This window comes from Streptomyces huasconensis, from assembly GCF_021028635.1.
Classification (GTDB): domain Bacteria; phylum Actinomycetota; class Actinomycetes; order Streptomycetales; family Streptomycetaceae; genus Streptomyces; species Streptomyces huasconensis.
Map to the genome: position 1 here is coordinate 8,135,012 of NZ_CP086119.1, position 18,512 is coordinate 8,153,523.

Sequence of the window (18,512 nt, forward strand, 5' to 3'; positions counted from 1 at the left end):
GCCGAACGAACCGAACGCCGAACCGGCCACCCGCCGAACCGGCCGCACACCGGGCCGCAGCCGCACTCCGAGCCGAACAGGGCCGAGCAGCAAGGGAAGAGGGAACGACCGTGAGTTCGCACGACGCCACCGAGGTGTCCGGGAACGACATCGCCATCGTCGGCATGGCCGGGCGCTTCCCCGGCGCCGACAGCGTGGGGGAATTCTGGGAGCTGCTGCGCGCGGGCCGCGAGGGCATCACCCGGTTCAGCGACGAGGAACTGGCCGACGCCGGCGTACCCGCCGCGCTGCGCGCCGACCCGGCGTACGTACGAGCCCACGGCGTCCTGCCCGACGTCGACCTCTTCGACACCGGCTTCTTCGAGTTCACCCCGGCGGAGGCCGAGGTCATCGACCCCCAGCAACGCCTCTTCCTGCAAAGCTGCCACACCGCGCTGGAGGACGCCGGCTACGACCCGCGCCGCTACGACGGGCTGATCAGCGTCTACGGCGGCGCCGCCATCAACACCTACCTCCAGCAGCACGTCCTGCCAAGCATCGACCAGACCGCCACCTCCGACCACTTCAAGGTCATGGTCGGCAACGACAAGGACTTCCTCGCCACCCGCGTCAGCTACAAGCTCGACCTGCGCGGACCGAGCTACAGCGTCCAGACGGCCTGCTCGACCTCGCTCGTGGCCATCCACCTCGCCTGCCAGGGGCTCATCAACGGCGAGTGCGACATGGCGCTGGCGGGCGGCGTGACGGTCAAACTGCCCCAGACGCGCGGCTACCTGTACGAGGAGGGCGCGATCCTCTCCCCGGACGGCCGGGTCCGCACCTTCGACGCCCAGGCCGGCGGCACCGTCCTCGGCAACGGCGTGGGCATCGTCGTCCTCAAGCTCCTACAGGACGCCCTCGACGCGGGCGACACGATCCACGCCGTGATCAAGGGCACCGCCACCAACAACGACGGCTCCCTCAAGGTCAGTTACGCCGCCCCCGGCAAGGAGGGCCAGGCGGCCGTCATCGCCGAGGCACACGCCGTCTCCGGCACGGAACCGGAAAGCATCTCCTACGTCGAGGCGCACGGCACCGCAACGCGGCTCGGCGACCCCGTGGAGGTGTCCGCGCTCACCGACGCGTTCCGCCGCGGCACACCCGACACGGGCTTCTGCGCCATCGGCTCCCTCAAGTCCAACGTCGGCCACCTGGACGCCGCCGCGGGCGTCGCCGGAGTGATCAAGACAGCGCTCATGCTGCGCCACCGCTCCCTCGCCCCCACCCTCAACTATCAACGGCCCAACCCGGCCATCGACTTCGCCGCCACCCCGTTCTACGTCAGCACCGAGACGAAACCCTGGACGGCCGAGGGGCCGCTGCGGGCCGGGGTCAGCTCGTTCGGCATCGGTGGGACCAACGCGCACGCGATCCTCCAGGAAGCCCCCCAGCAGGACCCGGGCGACCCCTCCGCACGCGAGGAGCAGCTCCTGCTGCTCTCCGCCAGGACCCCCACCGCCCTCGACGCCCTCACCGACGCCCTCGCCGACCACTTCGAGGCCGCCCCCGGCACCGACCTCGCCGACGCCGCGTACACCCTCGCGATGGGCCGCCGGGCCCACCGCCACCGCCGCGCCGTGATCTGCGCCGATTCCACCGAGGCGGTGCGCGCCCTGCGTGCACGCGCCGAGCCCGGCTGCGCCACCGACCAGGCCGAAGACGCCGCCGAGCAGCGGCTGTTCACACCGGACCCGGAGCTCTCGGGCCGCGCCCTGCTGGACGCCGTGCGCACCGCCTGGCTCGGCGGTGCCGAGGTGGACTGGGAGGAGTTCTACGCGGGTGAGCGGCGCCGCCGTGTCCCGCTGCCCACCTACCCCTTCGAGGGCCGCAGGGTGTGGCTCGAACCGCCGTCGGACAGCGCGGGCGCGGACGCCGTCAAGGGCCCGCATCCGCTCATCGGCGCCAACGTCTCGACCCTGGCCGAGCACCGCTACGCCACCACCCTGTCCGGCGACGAGTTCTTCATCGCAGACCACCGCGTCGACGGCCGGGCCATCATGCCCGCCGTCGGCTACCTGGAGATGGCGCGCGCCGCGGGGGCGCTGTCCCTGCCCACCGGGGCGCGCTCCCTCGCCAGGGTCTCCTTCGAACGGCCGCTGTCCTTCCCGCACGGGCCGCGCACCGTGCACGTCGAGCTGACCCCGCACGGGGACGGAGCACGGTTCACGATCACGGACCCGACCGGGACGGCGGCGGGCGAGCCCGAGATCCACGCCCGCGGCGAGCTGTCCGGCACGGCCCCCGCCGACGCCCCGCCACCGGTGGACCCGGCCGCCCTCACAGCGCGCTGCCCCGACCTGCTCGCCGCGGCCGACCTCTACGGCCTGTTGCGGGCCCGCGGCCTCGACTACGGCCCGGCCATGCGCTCCCTGCGTGAGCTGCGCCGCGGCGACGCCGAGGCACTGGGCGTACTCGAACTGCCCGCCGACGCCTTCCCGGCGGGGGAGCGGGGCACGGACGACTTTGTCCTGCACCCGTCGCTGCTGGACGCCGCGCTGCACGCGGTGGTCGGCCTGCTCGCCGCCCGTGAGGACGAGGGCACCACCTACCTGCCGCTGGCGCTCGGCGCCCTCGACGTGTTCGCGCCGCTGCCCCGGCACTGCCTGGCCCACGTCACGCTGCCCGCCCACGGCGCAGGGGAGAAGCAGACCAAGGCGGACATCGACCTCCTCGACACCGAGGGACGCCCGCTCGCCCGCCTGCGCGACCTGTCCGTGCGCACCCTCAGGAACGGCCGCGACGAGCCCGGGACCGCCCTCTTCGCCGGCGTCTGGCGGCCGGCGGCATCCGATGTCCCGGCGGCCCCGCCCCCCGGCCCGCGGCTCCTCCTCGCCCACGACCCCGCCCAGCGCACCGCGCTGCTCGAAGCGCTCAGGGACGCCGGTGACACGGACTCCACGGTGGTCCTCGCCACCCCCGGCGAGGAGTTCACGCGGGTCGACGACGACCACTACACCGTGCACCCGCACCGCGAGGCGGACTTCGCCGCGCTCCTCGACCGGCTCGCCGGAACGGGCCGCACCCCCGCCACGGTGCTGCACACCTGGTGCGCGGCCGAGGGGGGCCACGACCTCGACGGCCCGCGCTCGGTCTTCGCGCTGACCAAGGCGCTCCTGGCCCGCCGTGGCGGCGACCGCACCGCGCTGCTGGTCGCCCACCGCACCGACGCCCACGGCGCGGACCCCGCCGAAGCCGCCCTCGCGGCATTCGGGCGCACCGTCACGCTGGAGAACCCGCGCCTCACCCACCGCCTGGTCGGCCTGGACGCCGACACGGCGCCGCTCCCCGCGCTCGTCGACGAACTGGCCCGCCTGGACGACGGCGAGAGCGAGACCCGGCACAGCGGCGGCGTCCGGCACGTGCACCGCCACCGCCGCCTGGCCCGCACCGAACCCCCGGCCGACACCGCCACCCCGCCGCTCCAGGACGGTGCCTGCCTGATCACCGGCGGCACGGGCAGCCTCGGCCTGGCCCTGGCCGAACACCTCGCCGCGCGCACCGGGGGCCCGCTCGCCCTGCTCGGCAGGTCCGCGCCCTCCCCGGCGGCCGCCCAGCGCGTCGAAGCCCTGCGCGCGGCCGGACACGACGTCACCTTCCACCGGGTCGACGTCACCGACGAGGCGGCCCTGCGCGCAGCCATCGAGTCCGTCCGCGCCGAGCAGCGGGCGATACGCGGGGTCGTACACGCGGCGGGCACGCTGGACGACGCCTATCTGCTGCACAAGAGCTGGGAGGAGTTCACCGAGGTCGTCCGCCCCAAGGCCCTCGGCGCGCGGCTCCTGGACCGGCTCACCGCCGAGGACCCGCTGGACTTCTTCGTCTGCTTCTCCTCCATCGCCGCGGCCTTCGGCAACGCGGGCCAGAGCGACTACGCGTACGCCAACGCCCACCTCGACGCCTTCGCCGAGCGCCGCCGGGCCCAGGTGGCCGACGGCAGCCGCTTCGGCCGCACGCTCTCCCTCGGCTGGCCGCTCTGGCTCGCGGGCGGCATGCGCCAGGACGAGGACGCCGTCCGGGCGCTGCGGCAGCGCACGGGGCTGTCCCCGATACCCACGGACGCCGCTCTCGCCGCCTTCGACCAGGCACTGCGGCACGACGGCGGAGCGCTGCTCGTCGGCCACGGCGACCTGGCCCGCGTCGCGGCGACGCTCGAACCCGCCCCCGTACGACGCCCCCGCGCGGCCGGGGGAGCGGAGCAAGCCGAGCCGTCCGGCACCGATCCGGCCGCGTGGGCCGCCACCTTCCTCAAGCAGCTGCTCGCCGAGCGCACGAAGCTCGACGCCGGGGAGATCGACCCGCGCGTGCCGTTCGACCGCTACGGCATCGACTCGCTGGTCATCACCCGGCTCAACGCCGAACTGGAAAAGCACTTCGACGACCTGCCGAAGACACTGTTCTTCGAGTACGCCACGCTGGAGGAGCTGGCGGAGTACTTCGTCGCGGAGTACGCCGGGCGGCTCGGGGAACTGGCGGCGGCGTCCAACGGCCCGGCGGGCAAGTCCGCACCGCCCGCGAGCACCTCGGCCGACCGCGCGGAGAGCGCGCCGGCGCTCACCGCCCGGACCACGGAACCGCACCGGCCCGGCCCCGCCGGCCCCGCCGACGCCGTGGCCATCATCGGCCTCGCCGGCCGCTACCCCATGGCCGACGACCTCGACGAGTTCTGGGACAACCTCGCCGAGGGCCGGGACTGCGTCACCGAGATCCCCGCCGACCGCTGGGACCACGGCCGCTACTTCGACCCCGACCCGTCGGCCGCCGGCCGCGCCTTCTCCAAGTGGGGCGGCTTCCTGCGCGACGTGGACCGCTTCGACCCGCTGTTCTTCGGCATCTCGCCGCGCGAGGCGGAGCTGATGGACCCCCAGGAACGCCTGTTCCTGCAGAACGCCTGGCACGTGTTCGAAGACGCCGGGTACCGCGGGGACGAGCTGTCCGGCCGCCCGGTCGGCGTCTTCGTCGGCGTCATGTACGGCGAGTACCAGCTCTACGGCGCGGCCGACGCGGAGCGCGGCGGCATCAGGGTCACCGGTTCGTCGTTCGCCTCCATCGCCAACCGCGTCTCGTACACCCTCGGTCTGAACGGGCCGAGCATCGCGCTCGACACCATGTGCTCGTCCTCGCTCACCGCGATCCACCTGGCCTGCGAGAGCCTGCGCGGTGGCGAGAGCGAGATGGCCGTCGCGGGCGGGGTGAACCTCTCGCTGCACCCCTACAAATACGTCTTCCTCAGCCAGGGCCGCTTCGTCTCCACCGACGGCAGGTGCCGTGCCTTCGGCGCCGGGGGCACGGGGTACGTGCCGGGCGAGGGCGTCGGCGCGGTGCTCCTGAAGCCGCTGGCCGCGGCCGAGCGCGACGGCGACCACGTCTACGGGGTGATCAGGGGCCACGCCGTCAACCACGGCGGCAAGACCAACGGGTACACCGTGCCGAGCCCGCACGCCCAGGCCGACTCCGTGCGCCGCGCGCTGCGCGGGGCGGGCCTCGAACCCGCCGACATCGGCTACGTCGAGGCCCACGGCACCGGCACGTCCCTGGGCGACCCGATCGAGATCGCCGGGCTCGCCAAGGCCTTCGGGGCGACGAAGGCGGACGGCCGGCGGTGGCCCATCGGCTCGGTGAAGTCCAACATCGGCCACCTCGAATCGGCGGCCGGGATCGCCGGACTCACCAAGGTGCTGCTCCAGTTCAAGCACCGGCGCCTCGCACCCTCGCTGCACGCCGACGAGCTGAACCCGAACATCGACTTCGGGCGCTCCCCCTTCCTGGTGCAGCGCGAGGCCGCCGACTGGCCCGCGCCGGCCGGTGAGCACGGCCCGGCACCACGCCGCGCCGGACTCAGCTCGTTCGGCGCGGGCGGCTCCAACGCCCACCTGGTCATCGAGGAGTACCACCGGGGCCCGGAGCGCCCCGAGCGGCCCGTCGCCGCCCAGCGCTTCCCGCGCACGCTGGTCTTCCCGCTCTCCGCACGGGACCCGGAACGGCTCGCCGTCTACGCCGGCCGCCTCGCCGACTTCGCCGAACGCGAGCACGTACGCGCCGAAGACCTCGCCCACACCCTGCAACACGGCCGGACGACCATGGCCGAACGCCTCGCGGTGGTCGCCGACGACGGCGCGGCCCTCGTCAGGGCGCTCCGCGCCTTCCAACAGGGCGCACCGTGCCCCGGCCTCGTGACCGGCGCGTCCCCCGGGCCCGAGCAGCCGGCCGAACACGACCCCGCCTACAGCGTCGCCGCGCGCTGGACACGCGAGGGGGCGGCCGACTGGAGCGGGATCGCCCCCGCGGGGCCGAAACCCCGCCGCGTCCCCGCGCCGGCCTACCCCTTCGCCCGCGAGCGCCACTGGGTGCCCGCCGCCGACCGGAGCACCGCCGGCGCTCCCGCCCGCCTCCACCCGCTGCTCGACGCCAACGAGTCCACCCTCGACGAGATCCGCTTCCGCCGTACCTTCCGGGCCGACGAACCGCTCGTACGCGACCACGTCATCGAGGGGCGGACCCTGCTCGCCGGTGCGGTCTGCCTGGAGATGGCACGCGCGGCAGCCCGTCTCGCCGGTCTCGACGACGCGCTCGGCCTGCGGGACGTCCTCTGGGGCCGGCCGGTGGTGATCGAGGACGGGCAGCACGTCGACGTGCACGTCGGCCTGACCCGCACGGGCGGCGGACCGGAGCGCACGGACGGCGAACTGGCCTTCACCGTCTGGACCGCCCAGGGACAGACAACCGGGCGCACCGTCCACGTGCGCGGCACGGTATACGCGAACCCCACCGGTCCCGCCGCGGCCCCCACCGACCTCGCCGCCCTGCGCGCGAGCTGCCCCGAGGTCAGGGAGCGCGCGGCGGTCCAGGCCGCCTACCAGGACGTCCGCTTCGCCTACGGCCCGGCCTTCGACGTCATCGAGGAGGCCAGGTTCGGCGACGGCGGCGCGCTCCTCACCCTCACGCTGCCGGAGCAGGACGGCGCCTCGCCGCTGCCGCCCGCCCTGCTCGACGGCGCACTGCGGGCCTGCCACTGGGCGGCTTCGCCGTCGCCGCAGGAGAGCGGGAGCCTCGCGGTCCCCTTCCACCTCGGCGCGCTGGAGATCCGGACGCCGCGGCCGCTGCCGCGCAGGTGCCACGCGCACGCCGTGCCCGCCCGGCAGCCCCAAGGCGCCGACCAGGGGCAGTTCGACCTGCGCATCCTCGACGACTCGGGGGCCGAACTGGTCCGCATCGACAACTTCGCCGGCCGGCACCTCGCGCAGCAGGACGCCCCCTTCTTCTACGAGCAGGTCTGGCAGGACCAGGCGCTCGTGGCGGGTGCCGCTCCCCGCGCCGACGCCGTGCTCGTCCTCGGGGACGACGACGAGGTGGCCCGTGGCCTCGCGGGGACAAGCGGCGGGCGGCGCGTCATCGACGTACGCGTGGCGCAGCGGTTCGCCAGGACCGGGCCCGATCGGTACGCCGTCGATCCCGCGCGGCCCCGCGACTTCGAGCGGCTCCTCGCGGACCTGGCACACGACGGCGTCCGCTCGCTCGACGTCGTGCACCTGTGGGGCCTGAGCGCCGAGCCCGTCGCCTACGGGCGCGAGGGGGACTCCGCCGAGGCACAGTCCGCGCTCGACGGCGCCTTCGCGCGCGGACTGCACTCCCTGCGCTCCCTCGCCCTCGCCCTGGACGCCGTCCGCCTCCCCGGCCGGGTGCGCTGCGCCTACGTACTCTCCGACACGGAACAGGGGCAACGCCCCGACCAGGAGGCCGTGGCGGGCTTCGCGCTCTCCCTCGCCGGGGTGCTGCCGCGCTTCGAACTGTTCACCGTGGTCGGCGCCGGCGGGCCGGAGCTGCCGGCCCTGCTGGACGCCGAGCTGGCGCAGGGCGGCCGCCCCACCGGGGCGGAGGTCCGCCACTCGGCGGCGGGCCGCCAGGTCCGCGTCCTGCGCAGGGCCGACACGCCGGGCCCCAAAGCCGCCGTCCCGCTGAAGCGGGGCGGAACCTACCTCGTCACCGGCGGCACCGGCGGCATCGGACGCGAACTGGCCCGCCACCTCGCGTCCACCTACCGGGCGCGGCTCGTGCTGGTCAGCCGCTCCGCCGACCGGCCCCCGGCCCGCGAGGCCGCGGACGAACTCGTCGCGCTCGGCGGCGAGGTGCTGCTCGCGGCGGCCGACACCGCGGACGCGGCGGGCATGCGGGCCGCGGTGGCGCGGGCCAAGGAGCGCTTCGGGCATCTCGACGGCGTCTTCCACCTCGCGGGCGCCGCCGACCAGTGCTCGCTCCTGGAGGCGGACCCCGCCCGCTTCACCGAGCTGCTGTCGGTGAAGGCGCACGGGGTCCGGCTGCTCGACGCGCTCACCGCCGACGAACCGCTCGACCTGTTCGTGGTCTTCTCCTCTATCGCCTCGGTCGTCGGCGACTTCGGCGCCTGCGCCTACGCGGCGGCGAACCGTTTCCTCGACTCCTACGCGGACCTGCGCGACCACCGGGTCCGCGAGGGCCGTGCGGCGGGCCGCACTCTCTCCCTGGCCTGGCCGCTGTGGCGCATCGGCGGCGTGGACGCCCTGATGGGGGAGGAGGAGCGGGCCGGCTACCGCCACCGCACGGGCATGCGGGAGTTCACCGGGGAGGAAGGGCTGCGCGCCCTCGAACTGGCCTGGCGCACGGGGCGGGCCCGGCTCGTCCCCGCCATCGGTGACCCGCAGGCCGTGGACGCGGCGCTGGCACCACGCGCGGCGGGCCCGGCCGCGCCCACACGCCCGCCGCACACGACGGGGCCGCTCGCGGCGACGCACGGGAACAGCACCGCCGACACCACCCGGCCCGCCGCCCCCGCCGCACCGGCCACCACCCCCGCTCCCGCCCTGCTGGACCGCATGCGGGACCACGTGCGCGCCCTGCTCGGCCACGTGCTCGGCCTCTCGGCGGAGCGCATCGACGACCACACCACCCTGGACGCCTACGGTCTCGACTCCGTCCTGGTCATGGAGACCAACCAGCACCTGGACCGGGACTTCCCCGGCGCCCGCGGCACCCTGCTCTTCGAGTACCGCACCGTGCACGACCTCGCCGCCCACCTCCTGGACGAACACCCCGACGCCGCCCGGCGGCTGTTCCCCGAGGAGACCGCGCCCCCCGTGCCGCCGGCCGCCGCAGAGGCACCTCCTATGGCCGCCGCCGAGGCGCGCCCCGCAGCCCCCGCCGTGCCCCCGCGGCAGCCCGCGGGCGACGACGACATCGCCATCATCGGCATCGGCGGCCGCTACCCGCACGCCCGCGACCTCACCGAGTTCTGGGAGAACCTGCGCCGCGGCCACGACGCGGTCACCGAGATACCCCGCGACCGCTGGGACGCCGAGGCCCACTTCGCCGCCGACCACGCGGCCCCCGGCACCAGCTACGGCAAGTGGGGCGGCTTCCTGGCGGACGTCGACGCCTTCGACTCGCTGTTCTTCCGCATCCCGCCCTCCCAGGCCAAGCTGATGGACCCCCAGGAGCGCCTGTTCCTGGAGGCCGCCTGGTCGGCGCTGGAGAACGCCGGCTACCCGCCCTCGCGCCTGCCGCGCCCCCGCTTCGGGGGACAGGGCCGCGACGTGGGCGTCTTCGCGGGCGTGATGTGGGGCGACTACGCCCAGCTCGCCACCGAGGAGGCCGCGCGGGGCAACCACCACACCGTCCTCACCAACCGCTCGGCCATCGCCAACCAGGTCTCCTACTTCGGTGACTTCCGCGGCCCGAGCGTCGTCGTGGACACCGCCTGCTCGGCCTCGCTCGTCGCCCTCCACCAGGCCTGCGAGAGCGTCCGCAGGGGAGAGTGCCGGTACGCCGTCGCGGGCGGCGTCAACGTCTCCGCGCACCCCTCGAAGTACGCGCACCTGAGCCGGATGCGGATGCTCTCCACCGACGGCCGCTGCCGCTCCTTCGGCGCGGGCGGCGACGGCTACGTGCCGGGCGAGGGCGTCGGCGCGGTGCTGCTCAAGCGGCTCCCGGAGGCCGTCGCCGACGGCGACCACATCCACGCGGTGATCAAGGCGACCACGGTCAACCACGGCGGCCGCACCGGCGGCTACACCGTGCCCAACCCCCAGGCGCAGCAGGCCCTCATAGAAGAGGCACTGGACCGCGCGGGCATCGACCCGCGCACCATCGGCTACGTCGAGGCGCACGGCACCGGCACCGCGCTCGGCGACCCCATCGAGCACACGGCCCTGCGACAGGCCTTCGCCGATGCCACCCGCCGACCGGGCACCATCGCCCTCGGCTCGGTGAAGTCCAACATCGGCCATCTGGAGGGCGCCGCGGGCATCGCGGGCGTCACCAAGGCCGTGCTCCAGCTCTCCCACGGCCAGCTGGTGCCCTCGCTGCACTCCGAGGAGACCAACCCGATCATCGACTTCGACCGCTCACCGTTCCATGTGCAGCGCACCCTCACCGACTGGGCGCGGCCCGTCATCGAGACGGACGGGGTCAGGATCGAGCAGCCGCGCAGGGCGAGCGTCAGCTCGTTCGGCGCGGGCGGCACCAATGCGCACGTGATCCTGGAGGAGTACCGCGCCCCCGAGGAGCAGCCCGCCGCCCCGCCGTCCGGTCCCGAACTGCTCGTGCTCTCCGCGCGCAACCCGGAGCGGCTGCGCGCCTACGCCGCCGAGATGGCGGCCCATCTGCGCCGGGAGCGCCCTGCCCTCGCCGACACCGGCCACACCCTGCGCGTCGGCCGCGAGGCGCTGCCCGAACGCCTCGCCTTCGCGGCCTTTGACATCGACGACGCCGCCGACAAGTTCGCCGCCTTCGCCGCCGGAGCGGGCGTCGCCTCCGCGATCACGGGCAACGCCGACCAGCACACGGCGCTGGCCGAGGTGTTCACCGACGGCGCGGGCCCGGACTTCCTGCGGACGCTCGCCGCGGCCGGGGACCACACCAGGCTCGCCCGGCTCTGGGTCTCCGGCGCCTTCGCCGACTGGACGGCGCTGGAGGAGTTCGCGGCGGGCGGCGGCCGCACGCTCCCGCTGCCGGGCTACCCGTTCGAGCGCCCGCGCCACTGGCTGCCCGACACCCGCAGGGAACCGACCGAGGCCCCCGCGCCGCCCCGTCGGCCGGCGGATCGGCCGACACCGCCCCCAGCGGTGGACACCACCCTGACCCTCACGCCCACCGACCCGGTCGTACGCGACCACGTGGTCGGCGGCCGTGCGGTGCTGCCCGGCGTCGGCCACCTGGACCTGGTGACCCACACCCTGGGCGCGGACGCGGCACGGGTCTTCAGCGACGTGCGCTGGCTCGCCCCGCTCGTGGTGGCCGACACCGGAACCGACGTCACCCTCACCACGACGGAGTCCGACACCGCCCAGGCGCTCGACTACCGCCTGACCGCACCCTCCACCGGCGACGCCCCCGTGTACTCGCTGGGCCAAGTCCTCGCCGCCGCCCCCGAACGCCCCGACCCCCTGCCCCTCGACCTGCTCAAGGCGGACTGCCCGCACCCGGTGAGCCACGAGGAGCTGTACGAGGGCCTGCGTCGGCAAGGCCTGCCCTACGGCCCCCACTTCCGCCGCGTCACCCAGGCCTGGACCGGTGAGCACACCGCCCTCGCCCGGCTGCGCCGGCCGCGGGAGCACTCCGGCGCGGTCGGCCGGCCGCTGGACCCCGGCACCCTCGACGCGGCGCTGCACCCCCTGGCCCTGCTGCTCGCCGACGGCGGTGCGCCGGCCCGGCCGCTGCTGCCGTACGCCGCGGACCGGGTGGAGCTGCACGCCGCCCTGCCCGACGAAGGCTGGTCCCACGTCCGCGACCTGGGCTCGCGGCGGTTCGACGTCACCGTCACCGACACGGACGGCCGGGTGTGCGTACGCGTCCTCGGCCTGGCCCTGCGGGAGGCGAAGCCGGAGCCGTCCATCGACTACCGGCCCCGCTGGGCGGTCGCGCCGCCCGCCGTCGCGGACACGGCCGCGCCCCGGGCGGTCCTGATCGTGACGGGGGAGGACGGCGCGCCGCTGGCGGACACCCTCCGCGCCGCCCACCCGGACGCCGAGCACCTGCGGCTGACCGTCGGCGACGGCGGCCTGGACGAACGCGCCACGGACGACCTCCTGGCCCGCGCCCCGCACCTGGACCTGGTGTACTTCCTGGGCATCGGCGGACCGCGCGAACCGGTGGACGACAGGGCCGGGCTGCACGCGGAGCAGGAGCGCGGCACCGTCTCGCTGCACCGGCTGGTCCGCGGCCTCGACCGGGCCGGCCTGCTCGACCGGCCCCTGGCCCTGAAGGTCCTCACCGCCGACGGCCTACCGCTCGGGGACGACGACGCGCTGCGCCCGGCGGCCGCCGGGCTCATCGGCTACTGCGAGGTCGCGGCCAAGGAGTTCCCGCAGCTCACCGCGGCCTGCCTCGACGTGCGCGGCGGTGAACTCGACGCGGCGGCGGCCGCGCTGGTCCACGAGCCGGCGCGGGCCAAGGTCCAGGCCGTGTCGCTGCGCGGCGGCGTACGGCGCGTCCGCGCGCTCGAAGCGGTCGAACCGGCCGCCGCCCCGACCCGCTTCCGCGAGCGCGGGGTGTACCTCGTCATCGGCGGCCTCGGAGTGCTCGGGCGCGACACCGCCCGGTATCTGGCCCGCGCCCACCGCGCCCGCCTGGTCCTCGTCGGCCGCGCGGCACTGGACGAGCGGCGCCGCGCCGACCTCACGGCACTGCAGGAGCTGGGCGCCGAGGTCTCCTACGTACCGTGCGACGCCGGTGACCCGGCGGCCCTGCGCCAGGTGATCGACGAGACCAAGGAGCGCTTCGGCGCGCTCCACGGCGTCATCCACTCCGCGATGGTGCTCGTCGACAAGCCCATCAGGGAGCTGTCCGAAGCCGAGCTGCGCACCGCCCTCGACGCCAAGGCGGACACCGTGTGGAGCATGTTCCGCGCCCTGCGCGGCGAGCGGCCCGACTTCGTGCTGCTGTACTCCTCCGCAGTCACGCTGGAGGGCAACCACGGCCAGGCCGGATACGCGGCGGGCTGCCACGTCGCCGACGCGTGGGCGCTCGCCGCGGCCCGCACCGCGCCCTACCCCGTGCGCACCGTCAACTGGGGCTACTGGCACGCCGCCGACGACGCCCACCGGGAGCGCGTCCTCGACCGATTCGCCGCCGCGGGCATCCGGCCCATCAGCGCGGCGGAGGGCATGGCGGCCGTCGAACGGGCACTGTCGGGCCCGCTGCCGCAGACGCTCGTCGTCAAGGCCGACCCGAAGATCCTCACCGGTCTCGGCGTCGACCCGGACACCATGCTGAAGGCGCAGCCGCACCGACCCGCCCCATCCGCCCCCATGACCCCCGGCCGCGCGGCGACCGGCGCGGGCGGCCACGGCGGCGCCGCGGCCGCGGACGTCGAGACCTTCGCCCGGCGACTCCTCGTCGGCGCCCTGCGGACCATGGGCGTCCTGCGCGATCCCGGCGAGCGGCACACCCGCGACGGGCTCCGCGTCCGCCTCGGCGTCGCCGCCGGGCAGGAACGGCTCCTCGGCCTCCTGATCGACGTCCTGCTGCGCGGCGGCCACCTCCGCGCCGAGGGCGCCGACCTGGTCACCACCAACGCGCTCGACGATCCGGAGCTGCGCCGCTGCGTCGCCCACCCGAAGGAGACCGCAGCCGAGCTGACGACACGTCATCCCGAGACGGAGGCCGTGACGACCCTGCTGCTGCGGTGCGTCGACGCGCTGCCCGACGTACTGACCGGACGGCGCGGACACATGGACGTCCTCTTCCCCGGCGGCTCACTCGACCTGGTCGAGGCCGTCTACGCGGGCGACCCCGTCACCGACCGGTGCAACGAGCAGGTCGCCGACACGGTGCTGCGCTACGTACAAGAGCGCCTGCGCGAGCGGCCCGGTGACCGGATCCGCGTACTCGAAGTCGGCGCGGGCACCGGCGGCACCAGCACCCGCGTCCTGCGCGCCCTCGCGGCGGCCGGACTCGGCGACCACGTCGCCTACCTCTACACCGACGTGTCCGACGGATTCGTGCGGCACGGCCGCAAGCGCTTCGCCGCCGACCACCCCTTCGCCGACTTCAGGGCCCTGGACATCGAACGCGACCCCGGGGAACAGGGCCTTGAAACCGGCGCCCACGACCTGGTGCTCGCCACCAACGTCTTCCACGCCACCGCCAGCATCGACCGCACCCTGGCCCACACCAAGCGGCTCCTGGCCACCAACGGCGTACTGGTGCTCAACGAGGGCGTGGAGCTGCGCGACCAGATGTCCCTGATCTTCGGCCTGGCCACCGGCTGGTGGCTGTTCGAGGACGCGGAGTACCGGCTGCCCGGCTCCCCGCTCCTTTCCACCACGGCCTGGCGCGACGTCCTCACCCACAACGGCTTTTGCCGCGTCACCGAGGGACCGCGCCCGGACGGCGGCACCCATCAATGCGTCCTGGTCGCCGAGAGCGACGGCTTCGTGCCCGTGTCCGCGCCGGCCCCGTCCGCGCCGGCCCGCCGGGCCGCCGACGAGGACCCCGCCGCGCGGCCCTCCGGCGCCGACCCGGTCGGTGGGGCGGAATGCCGGGTCAAGGAGGTCTTCGCCCGCGTACTCGAAATGCCCGAGGACCTTCTCGACCCCCGGGCCACCTTCGAGAACTACGGCGTCGACTCCCTCGTGGTCCTCAGCCTCACCAGGGAACTGGAGCGCGAGTACGGGCCGTTGCCGTCCACCCTGCTCTTCGAGCACATCACCATCGAACGCCTCGCCCGCCACCTGGCCACCCTCGGCTCCGGGAAGACCCCTGCACCGCAACCCGCTCCCGAGCCGCGGCCCGGGACCGGTGCGGGGCCACGGCCCGGCGGGACCGAGACCGCAGCCGGGCCCGAACCCGGCATCGAGCAGATCGTCGACAGCCTCTCGGACGCGGAGGTGGACCGCCTGCTGCGCCAGCTGAGCAGCGTCCTCGAGGACCAGGAGGAACAGCGATGACCACACCCTTCAGCGCCGTCCTGATCGGCGAGGAGCCCCTGCTCGCCGAATGCGGCGAGCACCTGCTGACGCGGGGCCACCACGTGGCCGCCGTGGTCGCCGAGGACCCGGGGCTGCGCCGCTGGGCCGCCGGGCACGGGCTGAGCGTCGTCGATCCGGGCCGGGGCCTCGCGCAGCGGCTGCGTCCGCTGCGGTTCGCCTACCTGTTCAGCATCACCAACCTGCGGATGCTGTCCGACGAGGTCCTCGCACTGCCCGAGCGGATGCCCGTCAACTTCCACGACGCGCCGCTGCCCCGGCACGCCGGCCTGCACGCCACCAGCTGGGCCATCCTGGAAGGCGCCACCGAGCACGGCGTCACCTGGCACGTCATGGAGCGCGAGGCCGACACGGGCGACGTGCTCAAGCAGCGGGCAGTGCCGGTCGGCCCCGAGGACACCGCGTACACCCTCAACCTCGCCTGCTACGAGGCCGCGGCGGCCGGCTTCGGCGAACTCGTGGAGGAACTGGCCGCGGGCACCGAGACCCGCACCCCGCAGGACCTCACCCTGCGCACCTACCACGGACTCCACGACGGCCCGCCCGACGGCGGCCTGTTCTCCTGGCGCCGGTCCGCCGCCGACCTCGGCGCCCTGGTGCGCGCCACCGACCTCGGACCGCACCGCAACGCGTTCGGCCTCGCGCTCCTCGCCCTGGACGAGCGCCTGTTCGCCGTACGGAAGGCGGAGGTCACCGACCGCCCCTCCACGAGCCCGCCCGGTACCGTGGTCGCCGTCGACGGCCCGGCCGTGACCGTCGCCACCACCGACTTCGACGTACGGCTGAGGGACCTGGCCGACCTGGACGGCGACCCGTCGGCCGTGGCGGGACTGCGTCCGGGCGACCGGTTCACGCAAGGGGACGACGCGGCCCGCCGGCAGTGGGCGACCACCGCCCGCGCCGCGCGGCGCCACGAGAGGCACTGGCTGCCCCTCCTCGCCGACCGGGCCCCCCTCGAAGTCCCCTGGCCGGCCGCCCCGGAGCCCGCCGAGCCGTCCGGCGCCGGCGACCTCGCCCGCGCCGCGGTCCCACCGGACATCCCGGCCGGGGGCCCCGACGAGGCCAGGGCCTGGCTGCTCGCCGTACTCCTGCGGTTCCTCGGCCGGATGGCGGGGGAGGACGAGGGCGGCTTCGACGTGGCGCTGCGCCTCACCGCGGAAACGACCGGGCCCCTCATGTCCGACGTGCCCTTCCGTGCCCCCGAGGCCGGACAGGACCGTTCCCTGGCGGCTTTCGCGGAAGAGGTCTCCCGACGGCTCACCGAGCAGGCCGGGCGGAGCGCCCCGCTGCGGGGAGCGCACCTGCGCCTGCCCGGCCCCGGCGGACGAGCGGCGCTCGCGGCGGGCGCGCTGCCGGTCACCGTGGACCTGAGCGACGGCCACGGCACCGCGCACCGCCCCGCCGGGCCCGCCGGGCCCGCCCTGACCGTACGGATCGGTGGGCCCGGTGCCGTGCCCCGCGCCGTCGCCTTCCTCCCGGCGGACGAGAGCAGGGCGGCCGCCGCCCACCAACTGGCCGCACGCTTCGAGCGGTTCCTGCGCTCGGCCGCCGAGCGGCCCGACGAGGACGCCGGACTGCTTCCCCTGCTGTCCGGCGACGAGAGCCGCCTGGTGCTCGACACCTGGAACGACACGGCCGCCGACTACCCCGCCGACCGCTGCGTGCACCAGCTGTTCGCCGAGTGGGCGGACCGGCGGCCGCAGGAGCCCGCCGTCCGGTCCGGCGACACCGTCCTCACCTACGGCGACCTCGACCGGCGGGTCAACCGGCTCGCCCGCCGCCTCGCCCACCTCGGCGCGGGTCCCGGCACCCTTGTCGGGGTCTTCCTCGACCGCTCGGCCGACCTGATCACCGGGCTGCTCGCGGTGTTGCGGACGGGCGCCGCGTACGTGCCGCTCGACCCGGTCTACCCGCCCGAGCGCATCCGGCACATGCTCGACGACTCCGGCGCCGCCCTGGTGCTCACCGAACCCGCGCTCTTCTCCGCGCTGCCCGCCGACTGCCCGGCACAGCCGGTGGAGATCCACCCCGGCGAGGAGGCGCACGAGGCACAAGAGGCGGACGTCGAGGAGGACTTCCCCGACCGCGCCTCCGCCAAGGACCTCGCCTACGTCATCTACACCTCCGGCTCCACCGGCCTGCCCAAGGGCGTCAGGGTCGGCCACCGCGCGCTGACCAACTTCCTGTGCTCCATGGCCAAGGAGCCGGGGTTCGGCCCGCGGGACTCCCTGCTCGCGGTGACCACCGCCTGCTTCGACATCGCGGGACTCGAGCTGTACCTGCCGCTGGTCACGGGTGGTGAGGTGCGGGTGGCGCCCGCCGAGACGGCCGCCGACGGATTCGCGCTGCGCGCCCTGGTCGAGGCCTACCGGCCGACCGTCATGCAGGCGACGCCCGTCACCTGGCGCATGCTGATCGGCGCCGGCTGGCAGGGCGGTGCCGGGCTGACCGTCCTGTGCGGGGGCGAGGCGCTGCCCGGCGACCTGGCCGCCGAACTGGTGCGGCGGGCGGACCGGGTCTGGAACATGTACGGACCGACCGAGACCACCATCTGGTCCTCCCTCGACCGCGTCGAGGCGGGCCGGCCGGTCACGATCGGCCGGCCGCTGGCCAACACGCGGATGTACGTGCTCGACGAGCGGCTGCGGCCCGTGCCGCCCGGCAGCCCGGGAGAGCTGTACATCGGCGGTGACGGGGTGGCCGACGGCTACCACGGCCGGCCGGACCTCACCGCGGCCAGGTTCCTCGACGACCCCTTCGCACCCGGCCGCGTCTACCGCACGGGCGACCTGGTGCGGCACCTGCCCGACGGCCGCCTGGAGTATCTGCGCCGGCTGGACAGCCAGGTCAAACTGCACGGCTACCGCATCGAGCCCGGCGAGATCGAGACCGCCCTGCGCGACCACCCCGCCGTCGCCCAGGCCGCGGTGGTGGTACGCGACGACGAGCCGGGCGGCGACAGGCTCGTCGCCTACACCGTGGCCGAGGGGGATGCGCGGGTCCCGGACACCGCCGAGCTTCGCGCCCACGTACGGGCGCGGCTGCCCGCGTACATGGTGCCGGCGGCCGTCGTCCCGCTGCCCGCGCTGCCGCTGACGCCCAACGGCAAGCTCGACCGCAAGGCCCTGCCCGCCCCGCACGGCGCGGCCGTCCACGACGGGCCGTCGGCCGACGCCGTGCCACGCGGCGCGCTGGAGCAGCGGATCTCCGCGATCTGGCGGAGCGCGCTCGGCCTCGCGGACGTCGGCGCCGACGTCAACTTCTTCGACGCGGGAGGCGACTCGCTGCGGCTGACCCATGTGGTGGCGCGGCTTCGGGCGGAACTGCGCCCCTCGCTGAGCCGGCTCGACATGTTCCGTCACCCGACGATCCGGGCGATGGCCCGCCACCTCGCCGAGGACGGCGCCCCGCCCCGGCCGCCGGAGGGCGGCCGGCCCAAGGGCGGCCGGGACAGATCGCTGCTCGGAGCGCGCCGTCGCAGGTCCGGCGCCGAACGCTGAGCCCGCCGCAGGCCGC

The 18,512-nt window shown here is 75.3% G+C and carries 2 protein-coding genes; both read left to right on the plus strand.

Going from position 1 to position 18,512, the window contains the following annotated elements:
* The first annotated feature begins 110 nt into the window (after positions 1–110).
* The gene (locus J2N69_RS35950) at positions 111–14,957 is read left to right on the plus strand and encodes an SDR family NAD(P)-dependent oxidoreductase (RefSeq protein ID WP_230904476.1); all 14,847 of its coding nucleotides are present in this window, start codon (positions 111–113) and stop codon (positions 14,955–14,957) included.
* Positions 14,954–18,496: an amino acid adenylation domain-containing protein gene (locus J2N69_RS35955; RefSeq protein ID WP_230904477.1), complete on the plus strand. Its 3,543-nt coding sequence runs from the start codon at positions 14,954–14,956 to the stop codon at positions 18,494–18,496. The genes J2N69_RS35950 and J2N69_RS35955 overlap by 4 nt, the downstream gene beginning before the upstream one ends.
* Positions 18,497–18,512: the final 16 nt, after the last annotated feature.

Excerpts from the sequence above, each read along its gene's own strand:
- J2N69_RS35955 (WP_230904477.1), top strand. The coding sequence starts at position 14,954 with ATGACCACACCCTTCAGCGCCGTCCTGATCGGCGAGGAGCCCCTGCTC.